This is a genomic window from Pleionea sp. WD8-19 (genome assembly GCF_055326765.1).
The window spans coordinates 221,707-244,380 of record NZ_JBUZOU010000005.1; the positions used below are offsets into that span (position 1 = coordinate 221,707).

15 protein-coding genes are annotated in these 22,674 nt (G+C 39.8%); 8 read left to right on the forward strand and 7 right to left on the reverse strand.

Translation table 11 applies throughout. From position 1 onward, the window contains the following. From ACTUJY_RS08445 to ACTUJY_RS08455, 3 genes are all read left to right on the forward strand, one after another. On the forward strand, positions 1 to 444 hold the full coding sequence (locus tag ACTUJY_RS08445; protein ID WP_463615640.1) for a DUF1841 family protein: 444 nt from the start codon (positions 1 to 3) through the stop codon (positions 442 to 444). Between the two features lie 138 nt (positions 445 to 582). Continuing rightward, a complete protein-coding gene (locus ACTUJY_RS08450; RefSeq protein ID WP_463615641.1) occupies positions 583 to 2,022 on the forward strand; it encodes an alpha/beta hydrolase in 1,440 nt (479 codons plus the stop codon). Positions 2,023 to 2,037: 15 nt separating this feature from the next. Next, positions 2,038 to 3,414 carry a metallophosphoesterase gene (locus ACTUJY_RS08455; protein WP_463615642.1) on the forward strand — a complete coding sequence of 459 codons (1,377 nt, stop codon included), beginning with the start codon at positions 2,038 to 2,040 and terminating at the stop codon, positions 3,412 to 3,414. A 99-nt stretch (positions 3,415 to 3,513) separates the two neighbouring features. Here the strand turns inward: ACTUJY_RS08455 and ACTUJY_RS08460 are convergent, their stop codons facing one another. Beyond that, positions 3,514 to 4,485: a PKD domain-containing protein gene (locus ACTUJY_RS08460; protein WP_463615643.1), complete on the reverse strand. Its 972-nt coding sequence runs from the start codon at positions 4,483 to 4,485 to the stop codon at positions 3,514 to 3,516. 370 nt (positions 4,486 to 4,855) lie between these two features. Here ACTUJY_RS08460 and ACTUJY_RS08465 point away from each other — a divergent pair, with 370 nt between their 5' ends. The 4 genes from ACTUJY_RS08465 to ACTUJY_RS08480 all read left to right on the forward strand — a co-directional run bounded on the left by ACTUJY_RS08465 (position 4,856) and on the right by ACTUJY_RS08480 (position 7,244). Next, positions 4,856 to 5,698 (forward strand): hypothetical protein, encoded by an 843-nt coding sequence (locus ACTUJY_RS08465; RefSeq protein ID WP_463615644.1) that lies wholly within the window; start codon positions 4,856 to 4,858, stop codon positions 5,696 to 5,698. A gap of 436 nt (positions 5,699 to 6,134) precedes the next feature. Beyond that, positions 6,135 to 6,275 (forward strand): hypothetical protein, encoded by a 141-nt coding sequence (locus ACTUJY_RS08470; protein ID WP_463615645.1) that lies wholly within the window; start codon positions 6,135 to 6,137, stop codon positions 6,273 to 6,275. Positions 6,276 to 6,322: 47 nt separating this feature from the next. Beyond that, the gene (locus ACTUJY_RS08475) at positions 6,323 to 6,814 is read left to right on the forward strand and encodes a transcription factor IIS helical bundle-like domain-containing protein (protein WP_463615646.1); all 492 of its coding nucleotides are present in this window, start codon (positions 6,323 to 6,325) and stop codon (positions 6,812 to 6,814) included. Next, positions 6,801 to 7,244 carry a hypothetical protein gene (locus tag ACTUJY_RS08480; RefSeq protein WP_463615647.1) on the forward strand — a complete coding sequence of 148 codons (444 nt, stop codon included), beginning with the start codon at positions 6,801 to 6,803 and terminating at the stop codon, positions 7,242 to 7,244. Before ACTUJY_RS08475 ends, ACTUJY_RS08480 begins: the two co-directional genes overlap by 14 nt. A 348-nt stretch (positions 7,245 to 7,592) precedes the next feature. Here ACTUJY_RS08480 and ACTUJY_RS08485 read toward each other — a convergent pair whose 3' ends face one another. From ACTUJY_RS08485 to ACTUJY_RS08500, 4 genes are all read right to left on the reverse strand, one after another. Then, positions 7,593 to 8,045 (reverse strand): hypothetical protein, encoded by a 453-nt coding sequence (locus tag ACTUJY_RS08485; protein ID WP_463615648.1) that lies wholly within the window; start codon positions 8,043 to 8,045, stop codon positions 7,593 to 7,595. Then, positions 8,033 to 13,291: an RHS repeat-associated core domain-containing protein gene (locus ACTUJY_RS08490; protein WP_463615649.1), complete on the reverse strand. Its 5,259-nt coding sequence runs from the start codon at positions 13,289 to 13,291 to the stop codon at positions 8,033 to 8,035. Before ACTUJY_RS08490 ends, ACTUJY_RS08485 begins: the two co-directional genes overlap by 13 nt. Before the next feature lie 137 nt (positions 13,292 to 13,428). Then, positions 13,429 to 13,737, reverse strand: coding sequence for a hypothetical protein (locus ACTUJY_RS08495; protein ID WP_463615650.1), 309 nt, complete (start codon positions 13,735 to 13,737; stop codon positions 13,429 to 13,431). A 125-nt stretch (positions 13,738 to 13,862) separates the two neighbouring features. Further along, entirely contained in the window at positions 13,863 to 15,329 is a 1,467-nt protein-coding gene (locus ACTUJY_RS08500; RefSeq protein WP_463615651.1) for a GMC family oxidoreductase N-terminal domain-containing protein, read from the reverse strand. Between the two features lie 735 nt (positions 15,330 to 16,064). On the opposite strand from ACTUJY_RS08500, the gene ACTUJY_RS08505 reads away from it, so the two are divergent. Continuing rightward, positions 16,065 to 17,285 carry a hypothetical protein gene (locus ACTUJY_RS08505; RefSeq protein WP_463615652.1) on the forward strand — a complete coding sequence of 407 codons (1,221 nt, stop codon included), beginning with the start codon at positions 16,065 to 16,067 and terminating at the stop codon, positions 17,283 to 17,285. 87 nt (positions 17,286 to 17,372) lie between these two features. Here the strand turns inward: ACTUJY_RS08505 and ACTUJY_RS08510 are convergent, their stop codons facing one another. Next, positions 17,373 to 20,864: a S8 family serine peptidase gene (locus ACTUJY_RS08510; protein WP_463615653.1), complete on the reverse strand. Its 3,492-nt coding sequence runs from the start codon at positions 20,862 to 20,864 to the stop codon at positions 17,373 to 17,375. A gap of 199 nt (positions 20,865 to 21,063) precedes the next feature. Next, a complete protein-coding gene (locus ACTUJY_RS08515) occupies positions 21,064 to 22,596 on the reverse strand; it encodes a right-handed parallel beta-helix repeat-containing protein (RefSeq protein ID WP_463615654.1) in 1,533 nt (510 codons plus the stop codon). Positions 22,597 to 22,674: the final 78 nt, after the last annotated feature.

Sequence of the window (22,674 nt, forward strand, 5' to 3'; positions counted from 1 at the left end):
ATGTTTTTTGGTGACGACCGTCAACAATTGCGCCAACTCTATTTCGATGTTTGGCAAAAGATGCAGCAGAACGCGACTTTGGCACCTTTGGAACAACAAATTGCTGCCGTAATCGAACAACACGCCGAATACCATCACTGTTTTGCCGATCCGGATCAACTCGATAAAGACTACTCACCCGAGCTCGGTGAATCGAATCCCTTTTTACACATGGCCTTACACCTGGCCATTCGTGAGCAGGTCCAAACCAATCGACCGAAAGGTATCGCACAACTGTTTCAACGAGCTCAACACGCATTTGCCGATCCATTAGAAGCCGAGCATTTGTTAATGGAAGCGTTGGCAGAATGCCTTTGGCAAATGCAAAAATCACAACAACCCTATTCGGATAGTAATTATTTAAAGCTCCTTAAAAAACAGCTGAAAAAGCAGAATATTCGATAAACATTAATTTAACGTTATTACCGACAACGCTTACATCTTACCTTGCGATGAAGTCGTAAAATAGTGTGCAAAGCATCTGGCATTTTCTAACTTTTTTGCTACACCTAAAGGGAGTTTCTATGCAAAAATGGACTATTTATGAAAATCTCTACGTTAGGATTTTTTACCCTTTGTTTCCTGTGCGGATGCAGCCTGCTCGACACCGAAGAGCAATGGCAGGAAGATTTGAAAGAATACATTCGCGAAAGTGCCATTTGTAACGCCAGCGAACTGTTGCTACTTCCAGTCAATCATCATCCCATTTACCAAAAAGGCGAACGTTGCACAGAAGTTGATACGAATGAAATCAAACATTCTACGGAATTGTTTTTGGACTCGACCTGCCAACACCCCGTACTGTTTACTCCAACATCAACACACCAGTTTTGTAATGAACTTCTAGCGCCAGAGCACGACTTGCTCGGCAATGCAGCCAGTTGGTACTGGCAACCGCCCGACTGGACACTCATGCCTTCCACTCGACTCGATTTCGCCGTTGCATCCAATCGAGATAATTTACAGCCGTTTATGCAACGTGTTCTTTACAAACGCGTTAACGTTTTTAATCACTACACGCTGGACAACGGTACCGAACAAACGCAATTGCGAGGACTCGGACATTGCGATTTGGAAATGCGTGTTTACAAGCAAGATATTCAGCAACAACATTTAAAATCAATGATTTTATTTCATGGCGGCGGTTGGTCTTTCCGAGGCACCGGTTTTGCCGCGGTTGAAAGTGTGGTTTCTCACTTTACCAGTCGCGGTTATGTGGTGTTTGTTCCTTTCTATCGATTAGCGGCTCATTACAGTGGTAACTACGAATGCAATGAAAGTGAATGGCAAGACATTGTCGCCGATGCAGAAGACGCATTGCGATGGGTTAAACAACACGCGATACACTATGGAGCATCGGCTGAAGGCGTGGATGTGATTGGCGGTTCAGCCGGCGCGCATTTAGCAACTTGGTTATCGGTTTATCATTCGAAAGACATACGTAAAGCAGCCGTATTATACGGCCCCACCGACTTTAAATATTTTGCCGAACAGGCCATACAAAACCCAGGGGAGTTGAAAGGTGAAAAGGTAATGCGTCGATTTTTAAATCAAGACATTCAGGCCATTTCACTCGACGACCCCGGAATTGTTAAAAACACGTTCAGTGAAATCATTGCACAAAATCCGAAAAATTATCCGCACTTTTTTATTCTCCATGGGGTGAGCGATGACTTAGTACCTTCGGATCAATCGGTACGTTTGTGTAATTCGCTCACAGGCGACCCAAACCAAGGACCTGCTATTAATGACGGCGGCGACCCCGAAGCAGGCAGTTATCGAAAAACTTACCCATGTGGCAACAACAATTATCTCCACTTGTTTGCAGAAGCCAATCACACGCTCGACTTTTGCATTTCCGAACGCTATTGCGGTGCGGGCTCGAAACCTAGCCAAGCGGCGATTCGTAAATCCATGTTGGAATTGTTTCAATGGTTTAGCTCTGACATCAATACCGCATCGGTTGATTCCGGTGTGCAGTAATAAGTGAGTTTTAAAATGAACATTAAAAAGCACTATGGACTACTTTTCGTCACTTTTATGATCTATGGTTGCTCGACATTACCCGAGTATGTTCAATTACTTTCAACGCCACCCACATTAGCCCCACTTGAGCATCCGCAGGCAATACTCGAACGCCACTATATTTACGCCGAAACGGGTGAAAGTGTCACCCTGAATGCTGCGAACAGTTTGGCTCCAGAAGGTCATCAGCTCAACTACACTTGGCAGCTGTTGAAAAAGCCTCAAAACAGTAATGCCGCGCTTAACTCACTCTCTGGTGACAGTATCCAACTGCTCATCGACCAAGCCGGTTTTTATAAAGTTGGACTCACCGTTACCGACGAACAGCAACAAACCAGCGTGACGTTTGCGTCAATCTCAACCGATGAATCACAACTTCCCATTACTCGTTTTATTGCCTTAGGCGACTATGGCAAAGGCAACGATAAGCAATTTGCCGTTGCACAAGCAATGGTTGCCGTTTGCGAAACGGAAGGGTGTGATTTTATTGTTGGGTTGGGAGATAACATTTACCCGAAAGGCGTGGAAACACGTAACGATGAACAGTTTGCAAGTAAGTTTGAAGATCCGTTTAAAGACATACATCTGCCCTTTTATCAAGTACTGGGCAATCATGATACATCGGGTATATTACGAGAAGGCAGTGGTGCATTAAATTACCGCGGCGATTTGCAAATTGCCTACGCGCGTCGTCCGCAACGCGAAAATATACGCTGGCAAATGCCCGCACGATATTACGCGTTTGAGCACCCATTCAATCAGCCGTTATCGCCACCATTAACGGAATTTTTTGCGCTGGACTCGGCGATTCTCACCTCACCCATCGACCTTGAGCGGCGATACAGTGCCAGTGAAATGCGAGATAAACAAAGTTACTGGTTAAAGCAGCGATTTGAACGCTCGCAAGCCACCTGGAAAATTGTTTTTGCACATCACCCCTATCGCTCCAATGGTGAGCATGGTAATGCCGGTAACTATGAAAACTACGACTTGGAAGAAAACCTAACTGGCGCTAATGGTCTTGATCGTGTATTAGGAAAATGGTGGGAAGAGTTTATTGAAAGTAATGTATGTAATCGTGCCGATCTATTACTCGCTGGACACGAGCATAATTTGCAATATTTAAAAAGCCCCAATAACTGCTCACAAACTACGTTATTGGTTTCTGGCGCTGGTGCGCATACCACACCGTTAAAGAATGATCGCGGAAACGACTTCGTTTGGCAAAATGATCAGCTGCCAGGTTTTTTTCATATCACTCTCATCGGAAATCATGCCCGAATTGCCGCTTATACTGTAAGTATCGATGGTAAATTTGAAAAACACCCGATCGTTACTTTTAGGAAATAACACGTTTTACCAGAACTTAAAATCTATTTTAGGCTCAAGATAATCAGCCAAACGGATAGAACAGAATGATCCATCCGTTTAACGATGCAGCTGATAGAATTATCGCTCCTTACAAATATTGCGACCACACGTATTGTCATACACAGCAGGAATACCAACAACGTGTGAAGTCACATTCTTTTTACCTTCGTTGTCTGTTACATATAAGTAAAAAGTAAATACGCTGGTTTGGTGAAGACCTGCGGCGACTTTAAACGTTACTTGCTGACCTTCTTTCAACGTTTCACCAGCCAAATGCCATTGATAGCTTGCGATATTGCCGTCCGGATCGTAAGAGTGATTCGCATTTAAAACGATATCCACCATGACTTGCGTGCCTATGCGTTGAGCACTTTGTACAGTAATTCGAGGTACGGGTGGTTTGTTCGATTGATAGTCATAAATATAACTGGGCAAAGCACTTCGCCATGCTCCAGGATCCGCACCGTCATTATGATTATCAAGTTTTATCATAAGTTCTAGCGCTTCAAAGTGTGAAGGTTCGCGATGCAGCAAACTCACAAATTTATCTTTCATATAATTCAATGAGTAGTCATTGAAAACGTTGAGCTCTTCCACAGGTAATGCACATTTCGATTGGTTTGCTTGAGAAAGTACAGCTTTGGCATGATTAAGTGGACTGTATTTAGCGTTTTCATAATAGCGCTCTCCTTCCAGATATACCGCTTGATACATGTGATCAGCCGTATCTTTACACAGCGAGTTAAGGCTAGGAGAAACATACCACGGAAACTTGCTGTTACAACGCTTTCTTAGGTCAACTAAAAAATCGGTATCGCATTGTGATTGTGACTCTCCAACCTTTTGATAACACCGATCGTGAGTATTACACTGACTTTTAAACACGTGCTTTGCCTCATCCCATATCGCTAACGATGCCTCTAAAACTTCATCGGGAATGGAGCATCCATCAACCGTTGGTGTATAAGCTTTACAAGTATTAGCGGATACCAAGCTATGCGAAGCCAATAACACAGCGCTTAATGCGGTGGTTCGAATCGTTTTTAACATTATCATCACTCTCTATAATTGATATAACTAAAGCTTAATAAGTAGTCATGAAGACTAAGCTTTTGTGGTCACTAAGTGCTTCCAAATTTACGACAGATTCATTAATTTTTTCGACATCACTTTGTTCGACAGTCAACCACTAAACGTCTGACATGTGTTCTATTCATAAACATTTAGACTCACATGCAACAAAAATCATATTCTCCCAAAATCAAAAGCCTTTGTCGGAATATTTAAAGCACACTATCAAGACTTCAGTAACACTTAAGTCTTCAGATTAATTAATCACAAACAATCTGAACGTTACCTTGCACAGAGGTAATGCACTGATATTTTGGGACTTAAATTTTATTACTAATAGGTAGAATAAATGTTAAAGAATATGTTTTTTAAACTGACTGGCATTATTTTAATAATGCTAAACGTCTACAGCTCCGATCTAAACGCGTTTGAATCGGAAAAATTAATAATATGCGATGACTGCTCCTACTCAAGCATGCGCCATATCGCCAAAAACTACCCTTTTAGGGGTTCCGGCTTATACAACGTAGTCGTAGCGTCAACCACCAACGTTTACCATTATGGTTTTCACGTACATGTTGAAGATGAGGGCATGATTCAGTTTAAGAACTCAAAAAGCAAATCTGCACCTTCTACTCAAAAGAACTGGGGTAACATGCGAATTTCTGTAATTGTTGGGCAGCATCAGGTTGAAGGTTTAAATGAAACAATTGAATCATTAAAAGTTGTTCAAGCTGAAATTGAATTGAACGATGGTCACATTAATGCACCTACTGAAATTTGTGGTTCTTCATCCAGTTGTTCAGACTCCAGTGCCGATTTCGCAACTTGGGTGTTATTTGATGCTTGGATCACCAGCTACTTTAATTTATCGATGAAAAACGCGACACTTTGGCAAAAATTGATGAGTGCGTTATTTGACTCAAATGCTGTTTGGGTTTGCTTTGGAGATGGAATCTGTAAAGAATACAAGCCGAACCCTTCAGGTAGTGCTCTTGGAATTATTGCTACCGGAAACGTGATTAACAGAAACCCTCAAACCGGCAGGTCTGGTGGTGGTGGCGCTGGTGAAGGCTACCCAACTTACAGTAACGGAGGCTCTTTCAACCTTTGGTGCTCACAGTGGACCGACTATTATTCAAATGGTATTTATCAGTTCAGTACGTGTGACCGCTGGATATCGATGCCTTAACAATTAGTTAAATCACGGGCTATTTGTTCATTTTAATATTCTGAACATTAGCCCGTTTTTATCTTTTTGAGGGATTAGAATTACATAGAACAATTATCGATAAGGATTAAGTTAAAAATAAACTGGTTGTTCGTTGAGTAGTAGAAACACACTAATCGGCTTAATTCCTATCTCCATTTCGTTAAATCTTACTATCATCAACTATGGCTTACGAGTACCTCCATCATCCCGATGGTGATGCCTTTCTGTACCCGATTTCAAAGCGAACACCTCTTTTCATCGTTTTTCACTCAATGATTACTAATATTCTTAACGAAAACTCAACTAATGGACACCCACAGCTCAAAACCAATAATCACAGATTTCACCTTGACCAACAAGTGCAAATTGATTAAGTTACGTTCAGGACTTAAGTGAAATATACGGACATAACTTCATGACACGCGCCAGAAATACGCTCATCGATTTAAATCAAACCACCTATTATCATTGCATCGCCCGTTGTGTTCGACGCGCTTTTCTCTGTGGTGGCAGAAAATTGCGTCCTGCATTTTCTGCATACATTACTTCCATGTAAATAAAGATTCCGTTACCGGCAAAAGCATTAAGCACCGTAAAACTTGGGTGGTGGAACGGTTAAACTATCTGGCCAAAACCTTCGCCATTGAAGTGGCCAGTTATGCGGTTATGTCCAATCATTATCACGTTGTTCTACGTGTCGATGTTGAAAAAGCAAGAGATTGGAGTGAAGCCAACGTTGTTCGCCGCTGGAAGCGCGTTTGTAAAATTCCACTTCTCGTACAGCGGTATCTAAAAAAAGAAACCACACCCGCCCTATCTAAAATGGCTCAGGACATCATCGAAAACTGGCGTCAAAGACTGATGGATATTTCCTGGTTTATGCGGTTGTTAAATGAGCACTTGGCTCGCGAAGCGAATAAGGAAGACAACTGTACTGGCCGCTTTTATTCGCGCAGTCCATTGCGCTCACCCTTCGGGCCATCGTCGTTCCTTCGATGTTCAAATTCGGTTCCAGACCAATTTGTGGGAAGGACGTTTCAAGTCTCAAGCTTTGCTCGACGAGGCCGCGGTCTTAACCGCCATGGCTTATGTTGATTTAAATCCCATTCGTGCCGATATGGCAAAAACACCAGAAAAATCGGACTTCACTTCCATTCAGCAACGCATCAAACAAAAGAAGAGCCTGCCGCTTGAAAACAAAGTAAAGCTTATGCCACTCACACAATCGAAGCACCCAGTGCATCAACATGGCTTTTCATTTTCAACTCAAGATTATTTTGATTTGGTCGATACCACCGGTCGTATTATCCGAGACGACAAACGCGGTTATATTCCAAGCAACTTGCCTCCCATTTTAGAACGTCTCAATCTCGAGCCTGACGGCTTCTTAAAACTGATGCGCCGTAAGGATGACATTGCCGGTTTAAATGTTGTGGGCTCACCTTCTTCCTTAACGCACTACATCGAAAGCATTGAGCAGAAGTTTATTAAGGGTATTGGGATTAGCCGAAAGCTTTACACCTAAAACGAACTCAATACAAAATTTTACTTCCATCGGCCCGATGCTGATGCCTTCCTGCATCCGAGTTCAGAGCGAAATTCTCATTTCATCGTCCTTCACTCAATTATTACTAAATTTTCTTCACGAAAGTTAACCGATTAACGACTGCTGAATAATTTTTACTGCCTGACTGATATAAATCTTCAACCTTTAAGGTATGGGTGTGCTGATTCTCTCTGTAAAAACAAAAAAGCACTCAATAGGAATATTAAGTGCTTAATTTTAGGTTTTAAGTTACGTTCATCCTAACTTGCTTTCCAATTCCTCCCGTTCCCTCCCACTAAGACATATATGCCTGATTCACTTTCTTCCTTAAGGATATCCAGAAAAGTGCTTGATCAAATCTTCTAGTGACTCAAAACTGTCCAGCAACTCTTCAATAGAATTAAATCCTTCCATTCTGCGACTAAACCAACCATTATGAGCATTAACTAAATCCGAAACCTTTTCCTTAACTTCCAAAAAACCAATTTTTAAAGGACTGGATGTTTGAAACTCTATCCATGTACCCAGTTGGTCACTTTCGCGAAGAAAAAAGTCAAAGACTAAATCGATTACATTGCTTATAATTACATTAATTGGATATGAGTTTGAGTAACTAATTACCCTAAATATATTGCCCCTTGAATCTATAATCTCAGCATTATCAAATATTTTGGCTTTATAGCTACCAATTGTTCGAACACTTAACTGCTTGGGCGAAAATATTCGCCCTTGAACAAAGTGCTTACCTAGTAATAAAACAGGGTAATTTAAGAACTGCATTCACAACCTCCACCTCCTCCAGATGCATTACTAGCAACTCCACCGACAATACCACCTCCTACTTGACCTTGCTTATACCATGAAGGAGTACCATACCACCATCGTTGCGCAGCGTTAAATCGTTTCTGTCCGTTCCAAGAGCCGTGAATTCTTCTATGCACATCCTTTGGTAAAGGATTTAAATTTAGTGGATGATTCCTCCAAGACTGCGCGTTTCGTTTAACTGGTGATAACCCAAATGCCCAATGATGCGGCTCCCACTGGCCTTTGGGTGCGCTACCATTTTGGTTATGATAACGTTTATATCTTGGAGCAACTGCATTATATGACTTTGATGATTTTGACCACTTTAACCCTTTAACAGAATGCTTAAAAGCTCCTGTCATAGAAGCTCGCCCCAAACTACCTAGACCTCCAGTTACCGCGCCAAGCGCCGCAGATGAAAAAACTTGCCCCCAACTTACACATCCAAAATCTCCTCCATTCTGAGCAAGTTGAAGTCCTAAATCTACAACCCCCCCAATAAATGCACCAACAACACCGAATTCACCAGTCGGGTCAGAATAAGAAACTGGATTTCCATAAACGTATGAATACGTATTTGGCCCATCATACAACCCCAACGGATCACTAGTAATATACCGCCCCAACTCAGCATCATAATAACGATGCCAATTATAATGCAACCCTGATTCAACATCGAAATACTGCCCAGGAAAACGAACATTATTTTCGATTGTAGACTTCAATACGTTAACTTTACCAAATGGGCTATAAGCACCTTCCCAAACAACATTTCGACTGGCGTCAGCAATCATTACAGGCGCACTGATATGATTTGTATAAACATAATACGTAGAGGAAGTCGAAGTTTTAGAAGAGTTGGCTACTTTAATGCCTTTGAACATTACGGCTTGTGAAATACCTTGTATTCTCAAACCAGAATGTATAGTACTTGGCATACTAATATAAAGTGCTGAGCCCAAAGTTCTAGAGCTGTACCCTTCCTTCACAGTGACTGTAAAGTAATTTCCACTTCGGTTTATCTTAAAGTCACTACCATTTGCCACTTTATATTCGCGCTGGTAACTTTTTCCATTAATTCTATAACTAACAACAACAGTATCAGTATCGATAGAAATAGATGGCTCCCAACTCGACTTTGCGTAATCACTACTGCTCTTTTGCACGGTTGTTGATTTAAGATACCTATCTTCCGGAGGAAGAATAACCGGTTGACTGAACTTTCTGGAAACTCGAATGTAATCAGCATAAGCAGAGGTACTAGCTCGCATTTCTATTCCGGCCATACCATTCGAAAAGTAATGTTCAGGATTAATTGTATTAACACTAAAGTATCCATTTCCTTTAACGGTTTTATAGTTAAACACGTCCTGTTCAGTATAGTTATCTCCATCTAAAGTAATATCAGTTCCACCTTCTACCGCTGGGGCTGTTTTGCCACTCCCATAAACCGCTTTCCATTGCGAGCTACTTCCCGAATCAACAATGGCTACCAGCTCGTCCATTAAGTAAACATAATTACGCCAATTACTGCCTTCCTTTTCAGCTAATAATTCACCATTCATTCCATATTGAAAGTACTGGGTCGAAATAGAGCGTTGTTTCTTCACTCTTTGGTGAAAAGCATTATAAGAGTAAGTTGCAAGCGCACTGCCAGTTTTAGATTTTAAAGTATTGAGACGATTGCTTTTGTTGTACTCGAATAAATACTGATGTGACTCCGAAAGGTTTCCTAAATGGTCAAATTCATAATAGTCACTTTTACCAGACACATCGATTTTCGAACCGTAGTTGGTATCTGTATAAACATAAGTATCGGTATTGCCATTTTGGGTTTTCGATTGTCGATCTCCAATATCATTATAATCGTATGAATAATTACCGTAATGTCCAGTCGCGCCTTTTAATCGCTGAGCATCATCATACGAGAAACCTTCAGTCAATGTTTGATTTGATGAGTTATGGTCGACTTCTGTGATATTGCCGAATCCATCATCGTACTTATAGTCTAATGAAAATAGATTGTTTGTAACATTAATGAAGTCTGGTCGATATTGCTTATCCAATAAAATTTCTTTCTTCGTACCATTTTGGTAGTCGATCGATTTAACAGGTCCAAACGGGTAGTAAGTTATATTAGAAACTAATAAAGTTGCAGTACTTTCTTCGCTTCCTTGTTTTACAGTTGTGACTCGCCCCATTTGGTCTCGTCCGTACCAGATTTGAAGCCCAGATGGGTAAGTTATACCCTTAAGAAATTGAGTTGAGTTATCATAGTTATACTTTGTTGATAAAGCACTGCTCAGGCCATTAATCTTTTCTACTTTTTCCTTTATTTTACCCAATGCATTGTAGTAAAAGTAAATACTACCGCTTTCATTGGTAACCTTCGTTAGCTTTCCTTGGCCCAATTTGCTAGCCGTCGGCAAATCCGTTGCAATATTTATCTCCCGGTCATAAGTATAATTTATAAACTCATTACTAACAGCTGGGTTAGTATAGGTTACTCCCGTTATTCGATAACTATTATCGTATGAATATGAAATTTCTTGTTGTTTGCTTGTACCATACCCCACTACTTCCTTAATAACATTACCTGCAGCGTCGTAATAAAAAATAGAGACTCCAGTATCAGGACTGTCTTTCTGAATTACTTCACCAAAACCATTGTAAATATATGTGGTGTCACGTTGTACGGCATCGGTGTATGAGTCTAAATTCGCTGATTCATCGTAGCCAAGCTGAGTGATGCCTTCATCAGGAGATGTTACTTTATTTACAAGATTAAGCGCATTGTGTTCGAAAGTATGTGTTAATGACTTTGGTGAGCCATTCTGGTCCAAACCATTTTCAACAAGGAACTCTAAATTACTATTTAAGTCATACTCTAATTCCTTGTCCGCGGTATCATTAGAAACAGCGTTTGATTTACCGCCAAACTCCAAATAAAGTCGGCCAAGCGCATCATAAAAGTCAGTTCGAGCAAAAACCTCAACGTTACTGCTATTTAGGTAAGTCGTCACTCGCTTCTCAAGTTGGCTAATGGCATCTCTTGAGCTGGTAAACTGTATTTTTTCACCGACGCTATTTTCAATGTAATCTAATTCTTCACTTACAGCATCATTTTCAAACGACTTATAAAAGAATTTAACCCATGAGCCATTAGGGTACATAATTCTTTTAATCTTTTCATGGGTCGGCTCATACTCTAAAATAACGACATTACTCTCGCCAATCCTTATCGTTTGAGGAAGCACTTTTGTCGCACCTACCCAATAAGAAACTTGAATATCTATACCACTTGGCAAAGTAATGATTCGCGGCTTATTCCAATCATTATAGTCGCTAAATGTGGTCGCATCCGTATCACCTTGTTTTATAGAAGTCAATCTTCCTTGAGCATCAAACTCATAAACTTGCTTATCATCAGTACCGGCTAATGGCCCATCAATTTCTTTTCTGCTAAGCACTTTTTTAGCACTGTCATGGTATTGATATGAATAATTCCAAATACGCGTTTGCCCATTTGTTGCATACGGAACTGTGTGCGTTGTAGTGTCTGTTTGCTTAATCTCATCAAGCCGACCTTCCGCGTCATATTGAAAATTAGTTTTAAGCCCTGGCTTTTCTAGCTGAGTAACTTTCTTAAATGGAGACTCTTTTGTAATATCCTTCCACTGATAACCAATTTTAAATTCGTTTTCAGTTCCTTTTGCGTAAACTACAGTTTTCGGAAAGCCATGTTTCTTTGCATCAATGTAATAACTAAACTGCTTTATGAAACCTTTCGCATCGGTTTGCGTTTTCTTCATACCAACGCGACCTGAGGTTCCTTCAGTAACATTGCTCACATTGGCTTCATAGTAAGTAAATGTACTATTTGATCCTCCACAATTGGTGCTCGCTTCACCATTAATTGATATTAATGGATAGCCAAAAGGTTTCTTTACAAAGCCATAGCTGGTTTTTTTTCCAAGTATATTAGTAACACTACGCAAGTCATGATGATCGTGATCAGAAAACTCGTCTGCCAGAGTCATGCTTTCATCGGGAAAAGCCGAATTATCTCCGTAGTTTTCTGCGAGCATGGGACCATGAAATGCGCGCTTCACTTTTCCTTTATTGGTATACGTCCAACCGGCTATGTGTGTGCCATTGGTTCTGGAGTAATCGGTTAGTGCAGTGCTATCTATCCACTTTCCATCCGTTTCATTCCCGTTATCACTCTTCCAGTGCATGTAATCAAACCATGCAACACCTGATTGAACTTGATTATTGGCAACTTTATAAATTGCGCCTAAGTAGCCCTCTGCATCTGTTTGTGTTGACTCAGTAAAGTTCCAGTGTAAATTACTTACTTTAAGTTCATTGTAAAAACGAAAGTCGACACCGACTTCTTGGTTAGGATCTAAAAAGCCACCAGTTGAACTTACCGTTGCTCCATCAAGTACTAAACTTCTTCCATTTGAGTGGGTTACAGTCAGTGTTTCAAGCGACCCACTTCGACTTCGACTAATAGTGTGAGATTGCCCCGTGGCATTTTCTATCTTTTGTAAAACCGCGACTTTAACACCTTCTATATTTTGAAAAAGATAATGTTCTTTGACACCCTCTCCCCGCCAAGTAACGTTAAAACCTTTAACTCCTGTTTTTGCACAGACCCGCCCTCCTTTACAGTGAATATTGTAAATATAAGTATACATTGCGTTACTACTTACATTTGGTGTTGTGTCTTCAGTTGGACCATACGCAGAAAAAAAGTAATCCAGCTCTGCATTCCCAACTACGGTAGGATGCAATCCACTGTAGGTGTAATACCCCATACCTACCTTCATGTAGCTCACTTCGTGAACTTTGTGTTGCCCTTTTTTTCTAACTAAACTTAACTTGGTTCCTCCATTTGAATCGATATCCAGTTTTCCTGTCATACCATAGCTGTGGGTCCACTTACCTCTAATTTCGCCATTGCTACCATGAACACGACTGTTGTAATACCATGAGAACTCCAAAGGAAATTCACCGGTATCTTCGTAAACATTTTGTTCATGAAACAGGTTTCCAGAAGCAATGTTAACAGGGTCGCTCACATTCAGTGAGGGACAACTGTCTGGGTCTCCCAAGTACTCATTATTATCAAACTTGACAGCTCCGGAAAATAACGCTCCAGAAAAACTACAAGCGAGTCCTGCTATTAGTAGCCTCGCATGCCATTTTAACTTCATATCTAACACTCCTATTTCTTTTTTTAATGAATAGATAACCATTTAACGACTATCGTTTTCGATAATATTCTTCCAGTACGTATGATTTAAATTTTTAAGATAATGACATTTTCACTTTTAATACTCTTTAAGGGCCATTAACTTAGCTTTATGTAAAATCCATTTGGTTGTGGCGGTGAAATAAATCCTAAATCCTTCCAACCACGCGACGACTTATAAAAACCTTCTAATACAATCTCGTAAAATGCATTTAAGAATTTTGACACTGCTTGATTACTTGCCATCAATTCAGCCAATTCACTTTCATTTCTCGGTTTTGAAATCGCGCTTAAATATTCCAGTCCAGAAATCATTCCATTGGAAAATTCGGGATCTTTCATAAGCCCATAAATGAATTCCCATACTTCTATACAGTCACCACCTACGCCATATTCGTCCGATGGCATCAAAATCTCTAGCCACTGTTTACATACGGCTCGCCAGTCAAAACTTACATTTAAACAATACCCAAATGGAATAGCAGAAAGTGCAGATCCTGCAACCGAAAACCGCAGTAATTGCCTTCTAGTTATCATACGTTTGAGTCTCTTTGGGAAAACTTAGTACCGATATAGTAACCAAGCACTTGTATAGGAATAGATGGATGTGCAATCACTCCTTTTCCTAGAATAGAAGCATCTGAAATAAGGATATTTTTATAGCCCCTCAATATTCCATTGCTATCAACAGCAGAGTTATCTGGATTGTTACCTATACGACAGCTTCCTCTAAACATGGCGCCAGACGTACTCGTAACACCTAAACTGGACATTGAGTGTATCTTTACACTTAATTGAGACAACCACTTAAGTAATAGTTCCTGAGCTTTTTTTTGTTTTAAAAAATCGGATTTCGTGTATTGAATAGAAAATTCTCGTTTCCCTTCAGTACCTTGAATTTTAACCTGATCATTAAAACTGCCACCAATTTCAGTAAACCCTGCAACTGCCGCCAGACGCTTATAATGCTCCCGCATCCACTGCCTAGTTCCCACAGCGCCAAATCGTTTAGCATAAAACTTTGCAGCCGAAATTGGTCCAGTAATTCCACCTAAATTTCGACCTTGATAGAGTAGAATTCCTTGCGATTCAAATTCTTCAACGACTAAATCAATGGGAATTCCGGCATGACCATCATTAACATGTTTAGGCATACTTATAACTGAGCTTACTAGACCGCTACCGGTTAAATATCGCCCAACATTTTTATTTCCCAGTCCATTTGGAGCTAGCGATTGGCGACTATTTTTCAGTAAAAGCGGCGTTTCCAAAGCTCCAGCTGCAATGACTACAGCATCAACTTCAATTGAAAATTGCTTTTTCGCATCAATCAAATCTATGGACCCAACAGAATCTATGGATTTTAAATTGATTTTTTTTACACGAGTTCCCGTTAGAATTTCGACTCTTTGGGTATTTTTCAAGCGAGGCAGCCACGTGTTATCAGCGCTGCCCTTATCCTTTGGTATACACCCAAAAGCACACTGTCCACAATAGTTACAAGGACGACGGTCATTATGTGCTGATGATAAAATCGCAACTGAAGTGGGTTTCGACTTCCAGTTAAGCTCTTGAGCAGCACCTAACAACGCTCGTGAGCCTGAATTTAATGGATGAGAAGGAGTCACTTCTCCAGCAATTTTTAAAAAATCAAAAATTTCAGTTTTTAGTTTTTCTATTTCACGACCATCAATTCCCCAAGTTTCGAATACTGATGACTGAGGTACATGAGACACTCCTTGAAAGTGAAGACTACTTCCTCCGATGCCCAAAGCACGCTGTATTTTGACTGGCCCCGACCACTCATCTTGAAGGTCTTCCCATGGAATGTCGCTGACTTCATAATCGAACTGATTAGTTTTTATACGTTTATGCTCTAGCGCCTCACCTCTATCAACTAAAATAATCTTATACCCACGTTCGGCTAACGCCGTAGCTGCGGAAAGGCCTCCCAACCCAGCACCAATAACAGCAACAATTTTAAATTCTCGGCTTTTCAATACCTTCTACCAAGTATGCAAAGGTTTGATTACTATAATTGTAATGACCCTTGACTTTGACTAATCGAAAGTTAAAGCTTACAAAATCGCTCTAACCGGAAGAGTACTTTTAGAAACTCTAAACACGGTAAACAATACGTATAAATCGACTTTTCTACTTTTAAATTTCCGACAACCTGTTTCATTTTTCGTACATAGAATAATATTTCAGCAATTATTTATTATTTCCTTTAAAGTAAGTAAATAAGAAACTGCAATAAATCTAAATCTTTGACCATCAATGAAAAAATGATTGATTTACATGCAGCACTTGAGAGGATAAGTGAAAAAACTTTGAAGTTGGCACCTGGAATATGTTTATTTCTTAAGTCAAATAGCCTACTTCTAAAGCATATACCGATATAATTAAAGCCTCCCTTCAAATGGTGAGGAATAGTTATGCTCTATAGCTTCTTAGCAGTTTATCTTTAATAAAATTATACGTTGAAGTAATGAGACCTGTTGACACCTAAGTCGTTCATTCTTGAGTTCCCTCTGAAAGTGACATCGCTACGGCATTTGAATGCGCGCAAAAGGTCTTCGATAGATGTCGCCTTTTTACACGTTTATGGCAAAAATTAGAAAGTTATTTTCTATCAAAATTCGTACTATCTTGCATAACAGAAAGTTACTCTAATTTTCTTTCTGTCACCCGAAGTTCAATATTCTAGTATGCGAAATTTTAATAGGTGCATTATGAACAAAAAACATTCACTCATTGCTGCATTAGCGCTTGTTTCTGGAGGGGTTTATGCCGACACATGCCCATCAAACCAGGTTAATGTTAGTGACTATGCCGTCGGTAATTTATCAGCTGATCAAACGGCAGAAGTACAATACGCAATCGATTTAGGCAATCAATGCAAATTAGATGTCCATTTTGAATCGGGTAAGACTTATTATGTCGATGGGCTTCAAATAATGAGCAATACTCGTATCCAGGGAAAAGGTGCAACACTTAAAAAAACAGGTAATATCACCAATTATGTTATGGGATCGAAAGCAGCCGTTGTTGATTTAGGTAGCTTCTGGGCCAGTACCCATAACATTAAAGATTTGAAAATTGATGGAAACAATAACGCAGATTATGGCCTTGTAATAGCCGCATGGAATTCATTATTCCAAGAGCTCAACATCAAAAATGCAAAGAAAGATGGTATTTACTTTACATCGGAGAATATTACTTCGGGTAGACGTATTCAAAATCAAAGCATGGTAAATAATCAGGTTTTGAATGTTAGAATTCACAGTAATGGGCGCGATGGTATTCGAGTCAATGATCCCTTTGGCAATAAACTGACCGATATACATATTCGAGAAGGTTTTATATACAATAACAATGGCTGGGGAGTTAATATTGATTCCGGTGCTGGATTATCATTAACAGACATGCACTTTTACTCCAATAGATCTTCCAACCAAGGCGGTGGAAGTGTATTTCTGAGAAATGCGAATGCCGGTACTATTGTGTCTGAAATTTACTCAGAAGATCATACTTCGTTTAAAGTAGGTCGACAGTTTGGCGATTCTCCTATCACCATTCAAAACTCCCGTTTGCACGGACGTGTTACCAGCACTTTTACGGGTACAAGTAATATTGTAGGTATTCGATCGGTCGGTAATACTTACTACGGAGATGGCCACCTATTTCATAATTACTTTCGTTCAGACAAAAGGGTTATCAGTGTAAATGATATTTTTGAATCAGCTTGTCCTTTCCGGTGGCATAATTCAGGCAGCCCTGGATTAGTTCAAACTTATGGCGCTTACCTGATACACTATGATGGTCAATTGTTACAAGATGGTAATTATTCAGCCAGTGAGATGAGCAGTCAGTTAAAGTCGATGTATTCGGCATCCGCTACTTGCGCATCTATTCAAGATTCCGCAAGAGCAAATCCCACGACGGATTGGTAAAATAAAACTTTTAAAAAAGTGATTTTCAAAACATTTCTTAAAAACGATTGGCCTGACTTAGTGTTTGCTAAGTCAGGCCATCTGCTTTTACCTTAATAGTTCACTTTTTACATTGGGTTGCGCTAACAATGGAATCAAACCACCTCGGTTATAAGGTACTGTTTGACGAAAATCAATCCCGTTGACTCTAATAATAAACTCTTGAGTAGAGTTTCGATAAAAAGCATGATCAGCTTTTCCATCACCATTGTAATCGGCAGGTATTTCAATGTCTGAATTATAAACACCAAACAACATTACATCATTAGTTCCCGTAGACGATTGTTTCACATACCAATTCCACTTATTGTTTCCTTCTACTCGACGAAACGCCGCATCAAATATTCCATCGCCATCATAATCAGCTGGTGCAACACGATCAGAATCTAATAATCCGAATATATAAGTGTCGTAATTCGATGATGTGCCAGACTCTTTAAAATACCACTTTCCCTCTCCTTTACGTTTAATTGCAAAATCAACGGTTCCATTTCCGTTGAAGTCGCCCACAATAGGAATATCAGACTCAATCCCACCAAATCGATCCGTTGTATATCCTCGGTCGCCAATATCTTTTGAGTACCAATAACCATAATTCGTACTTTGAAACCGTCGAATGATTAAATTATCGACGCCATCTCCATCAGTATCTCCAACCATTGGAATGTCTGTCGGCTGCATTCCAAATAGTATCGTTTCAGAATGGTTCCAATTATTCGTTGAACTATGAATGTGCCACTTGCCGGTTGCTGGATTCCAAAGTCCAATATCAGCTTTACTATCATTGTCAAAGTGTCCAACTAAGGGCCAAACATTTGTCGGCAATGTCGATTTAAATAATTGTACGGCATTTCCATTTAAAGTTTTGTAATAAAACTTGTTGTTTAATCGATAGGCAATATCGCTCGCGCCATCACCGTCAAAATCGGCCAAAACTCGACTAATTTTGGAACATTCAATATTTGTTGAGTCAGCAACAGTCAATCCATCCAGCCATGTTTGTATCGTCGGGTTATTTGCAGGAATGCAGATCGATGTTTTAGAGAACAAAAACCACGAGATGCTATTTGATAAAGTCAAATCAATGGGTATAGGCCCACTAAACAAATTATTACGAACATCAAAATAAGAGAGTGACGTAAGTTTTCCAAAATAACCTGGCAACTCTCCAGTAAGAGCATTAGCATTAAAGCTCGCCTCTTCTAAATTAATCAAATTAGACAAACTTTGAGGGATAACTCCGCTAAATTTATTATTATCTAAACTCAACTTAATTAAAGAAGAATTAGATCCAAGGCTTTGGGGAATACTTCCAGAAAGGTTGTTGTAACTTAAAATTAGCCGACGAAGATATCCCAAACTTCCAATGTTTGAAGGAATGCTACCACTAAGCAGGTTAGAATGCAGATCGATTTTATCAAGTAGCGTATTATTTGTAATAGAAACGGGTATCGAACCAGTGAGACGGTTATTGTTCAAATTCAAAAACCGCAATTTTGACATGTTACCAATGGTTTCGGGAATTCGACCATTTAACTCATTGGAGTAAAGTTCAAATGTTTCAACATTAACGAGCTCACCAATAGTCTGTGGGATCTCACCCGTTAAATGATTGGTATGAAGTGACACTGACCTTAATCCAACCAAATCACCAAAGTTTTCAGGAATCGAACCCGATAACCCATTATTTTCTAATTTTAAATGAGATACACGACCTGAGCTACAAGTCACACCGTACCATGAACAAGGTGAGTTATTTTGTAACCAGCCTGTACGATTAATCCAACTGGGGCCATCCGTCGATAAGTACAGAGAAACTAGCGCATCACAATCACTCTTTAGAATGCCATTAATTGTATTCGTTGAACAATAGTTTTCGCTAGGTTTTGGAACTACAGATACCACATCACCACCTGGAAAATTCATTTGGTAATGACCATTTTTAGGAACAGTCCAACTGGTGTTATAGAAACCATCTTGCGAGCGGGAGTTGTAAGAAAGTGATTGTGAAGTATCACCAGAAATTGTAACGCCGGGCCAAGGTCCAGTTCCATCACATTGAATACTCATGACGCTCACATCAATACTATCACCAGCATTTGCGTATACTATCGCACTTGCGGGCTTCGTTCGGCGGATCACACTTTGATTTTGACAATTCAGCGCACCAGCTCCATTCTCATCAAATAGCCTGAGAACGCTACCCGTAGTCGTCTTATCAATAATTTCGTTATTTGTACTTATCTTGGCTGAAGCTAAAATGCGTGACTTAAGCTCTAACCAATTCAATTGAGGTTGATAAGAATGTAAAAGCCCCACAGCACCCGCAACATGGGGCGCCGCCATCGAAGTGCCATTCATATATTTATAAGGTGTAGAAGTATTAGATAAGTAGGTACTAAAAATGTGTTTTCCAGGCGCCGCAATATCAACACTGTTCCGACCCAAATTTGTTTTTTGTCCTTGAGCGGCACCTGGAACATCAGAATAGTCGGCAGCATTACCAGCGGAGTCAATAGCTGCAACCGTAATGATATTCGGTGTTTTAAAAGCGCCTGGGTAAACTGGAGTTTTGTCCGTATCTTGCCCGGAATTTCCTGCCGCCGTTACAAATAATATGCCTTCTTTTTGTTGCGCTTCAATCGCTGCTTCTAACGCCCTAGCTTTATTGCTACCTCCCCATGAGTTATTGGTAGCTACAATATTAACACCTCGTTTTTTGAGCGCTAGTACGTAATCCAAACATTCAATAGCGTCAGATTGAAATACGCCAGCATTACTTTTAAGCGCTTTACAAGAAATCATTTTCGTTCGCCAATTGATCCCCGTAACGCCTAAGTTGTTGTCTCCAACAGCACCTATAGTGCCTGCAATATGAGTTCCATGACCATTATCATCCATAGGATCTGAATCGTGATTTGCGGTGTCAATTCCATAGATATCATCAATGTATCCGTTGTTGTCATCGTCGATACCATTTCCGGGAATTTCTTGTGGATTTACCCACAAATTACCTTTTAAGTCAGGATGGTGATAATCCACTCCCGTATCAATAATGGCAACAACCGATTGACTACTTCCTGTTGTTAGGTCCCATGCCTCGGGTGCATTAATATCAATATCACTAACCCCCCCGGTCTGCCCAGTATTATGTATTCCCCATAAGTTATTAAAGTCAGTATCTGAGGGAAAATGACTTAACGCCCTAAATTGATAATTTGGTTCCGCAAACTCTACATTAGGGTCCTTTTCATAGTCTTCAATAACTTTCTGAATATTCACAACCGAAGGTAAAGAAACGAGTTGTAACCCTTCAAGCGCTTCGTATTGCTTTAAAACTTGAGCATTAAGTTTAAGATGCAATACGGAAAGAGCGGAAGGTGCCATTGAGTGATTTGATTTAAATTTAACCAATATTTCATTAGGCTTCGATTGTTGTGTTTTTATGCTATTCTGAACATCAGCAAAAACATCGGTTGATAGCTGACTGACGAAGAGGCCAGCGGTAACGCAAAGCACCAATTTCTTCTGTTTAAACATTATTACTTCTTCCTATACTCAGTTAAAAAGCAACGAGAGGATAGCAAGTTTGAATATTTATACTTCTGTTTTCCCGACATCCTTAATCAAAATTCCGACGCCTTATAAACTTTAATCGTTCCTTATTGAATTTTTCGTTCTATAGTTAAAAAAGGCACCAATAAGATGATGCCTTTAAGGGTAATAAAGCATACCTATATCAATAATACGAATACTTGACCCCGTCTTTAGCTAGCACATTTTCAGTAAAACCACTAAATGAATTTCTGCGAATGTGAATGTTGTCCCTCGATTGTTTTACGAGGCTTTGTAAAGTACACGTACTACCATTAGGGCTGCACTTCTCTAACTTAATGGCGAACTTTGAGTTGCCGGTTCCTTTATAAATCCCATACTCTTCAATAATTATCTTTTCATTAATATCAACAGCATCTTGCGTGTATCGAACTAGTATTTCAGCTGAGTCAAACGAAGCCTTCGTGTTATTACTGTAAATGGACTGACTCCCGCCTTTAATCTCGTATCGAAGCGAAGGCGTCTGACTATTAACCTTATCCAAAAAGATGCCTTTATAATGATTCTCTTTAATTTCATTATTACTAAGAATAATCTTAAACGTTGAATTATTAAATAAGCTGTTTAGCCTTGGGTTTCCATTCGAATTATTAATGATGACCCCAAATTTATTATCCCATATTGTGTTGTCATGGATCACACAGTCTGTCACGTTACCCCAAATTCGAATGCCCGCTTCCATTCCACTCGCGGTTACACACCCGGAAACTTTATTTTGCTTAACCACTACCTTATCAGCTTGGGCTATCATGATTCCGCTTTTAGCAACATTAGAAACGATATTATTGATAACTTGTACATCAATAGCGGGATTTCCAGAATGCCCAAGATTGATACCATGCTCCCCTATGGACTCACTGACGTCACAGTTTTTAACAACGGTGGATCTGGAATTGATTGATATTACACCACCGTGACATTTTCCCGCAGTTACATTATCGATGGTAATATTTTGACCACCTTGTGTAGCGATACAGCTGTAGCTAGAACCATACAGTCCTGTATATTTTCCTGCATTCACCTCTATCTGGCTACAACTTCTAATAACTAATCCCTCGTGAACAAACTCACTTAACTTACATTGATTAAGCTTCACATTCGTTGAATCAAACACAGAAACCACCCCACCTGTTTTCGATGACTTATTATCTGAAGTGATTCCGGTGTTCCTAAACTCAACATTATTCAATTGAGTGCTGCTCGTTGATTCTATAAGAAGCGCCGCATTAGGTTTAAAATACTCATTCGGACTGACACCACCAACACCGACAATTGAAATGGAGTTTAACGAAACATTGTAAGCGTTCTTGATATAAAGCAACGGTTGAAGGTAACCCACATGTTCTTTATATTCTACTCGAATTCTCGACGCTTGAAACCGGTCACTCGGTAAAACCTCCGTCTTATAACCAAACCACCGTAAACCCGAAGGTATCATTAAGGTTTTATCGATGTAGTAATTCCCTTCATAGGTGAATAATGTTTTTTTTGTACTTGCTGCCTCATATATTTTGGCTTGGAGATCATCACTCGGTTTGGCGTGTACATCTAAGTAGATATCATCACCATCCTCAAGTTTAGATATGGCTGATCTAATCGGAGAAGCAAGGATAACTGAGCTTACCACAGCTCCAGAGATTAATTTTCTTCTTTTCATTTCATCACCATCGTTTCAATCTGACTTTTCTATATCCCAACTATTTAATACAGTCAGGGTGAGTTCTTTAGCTTATCG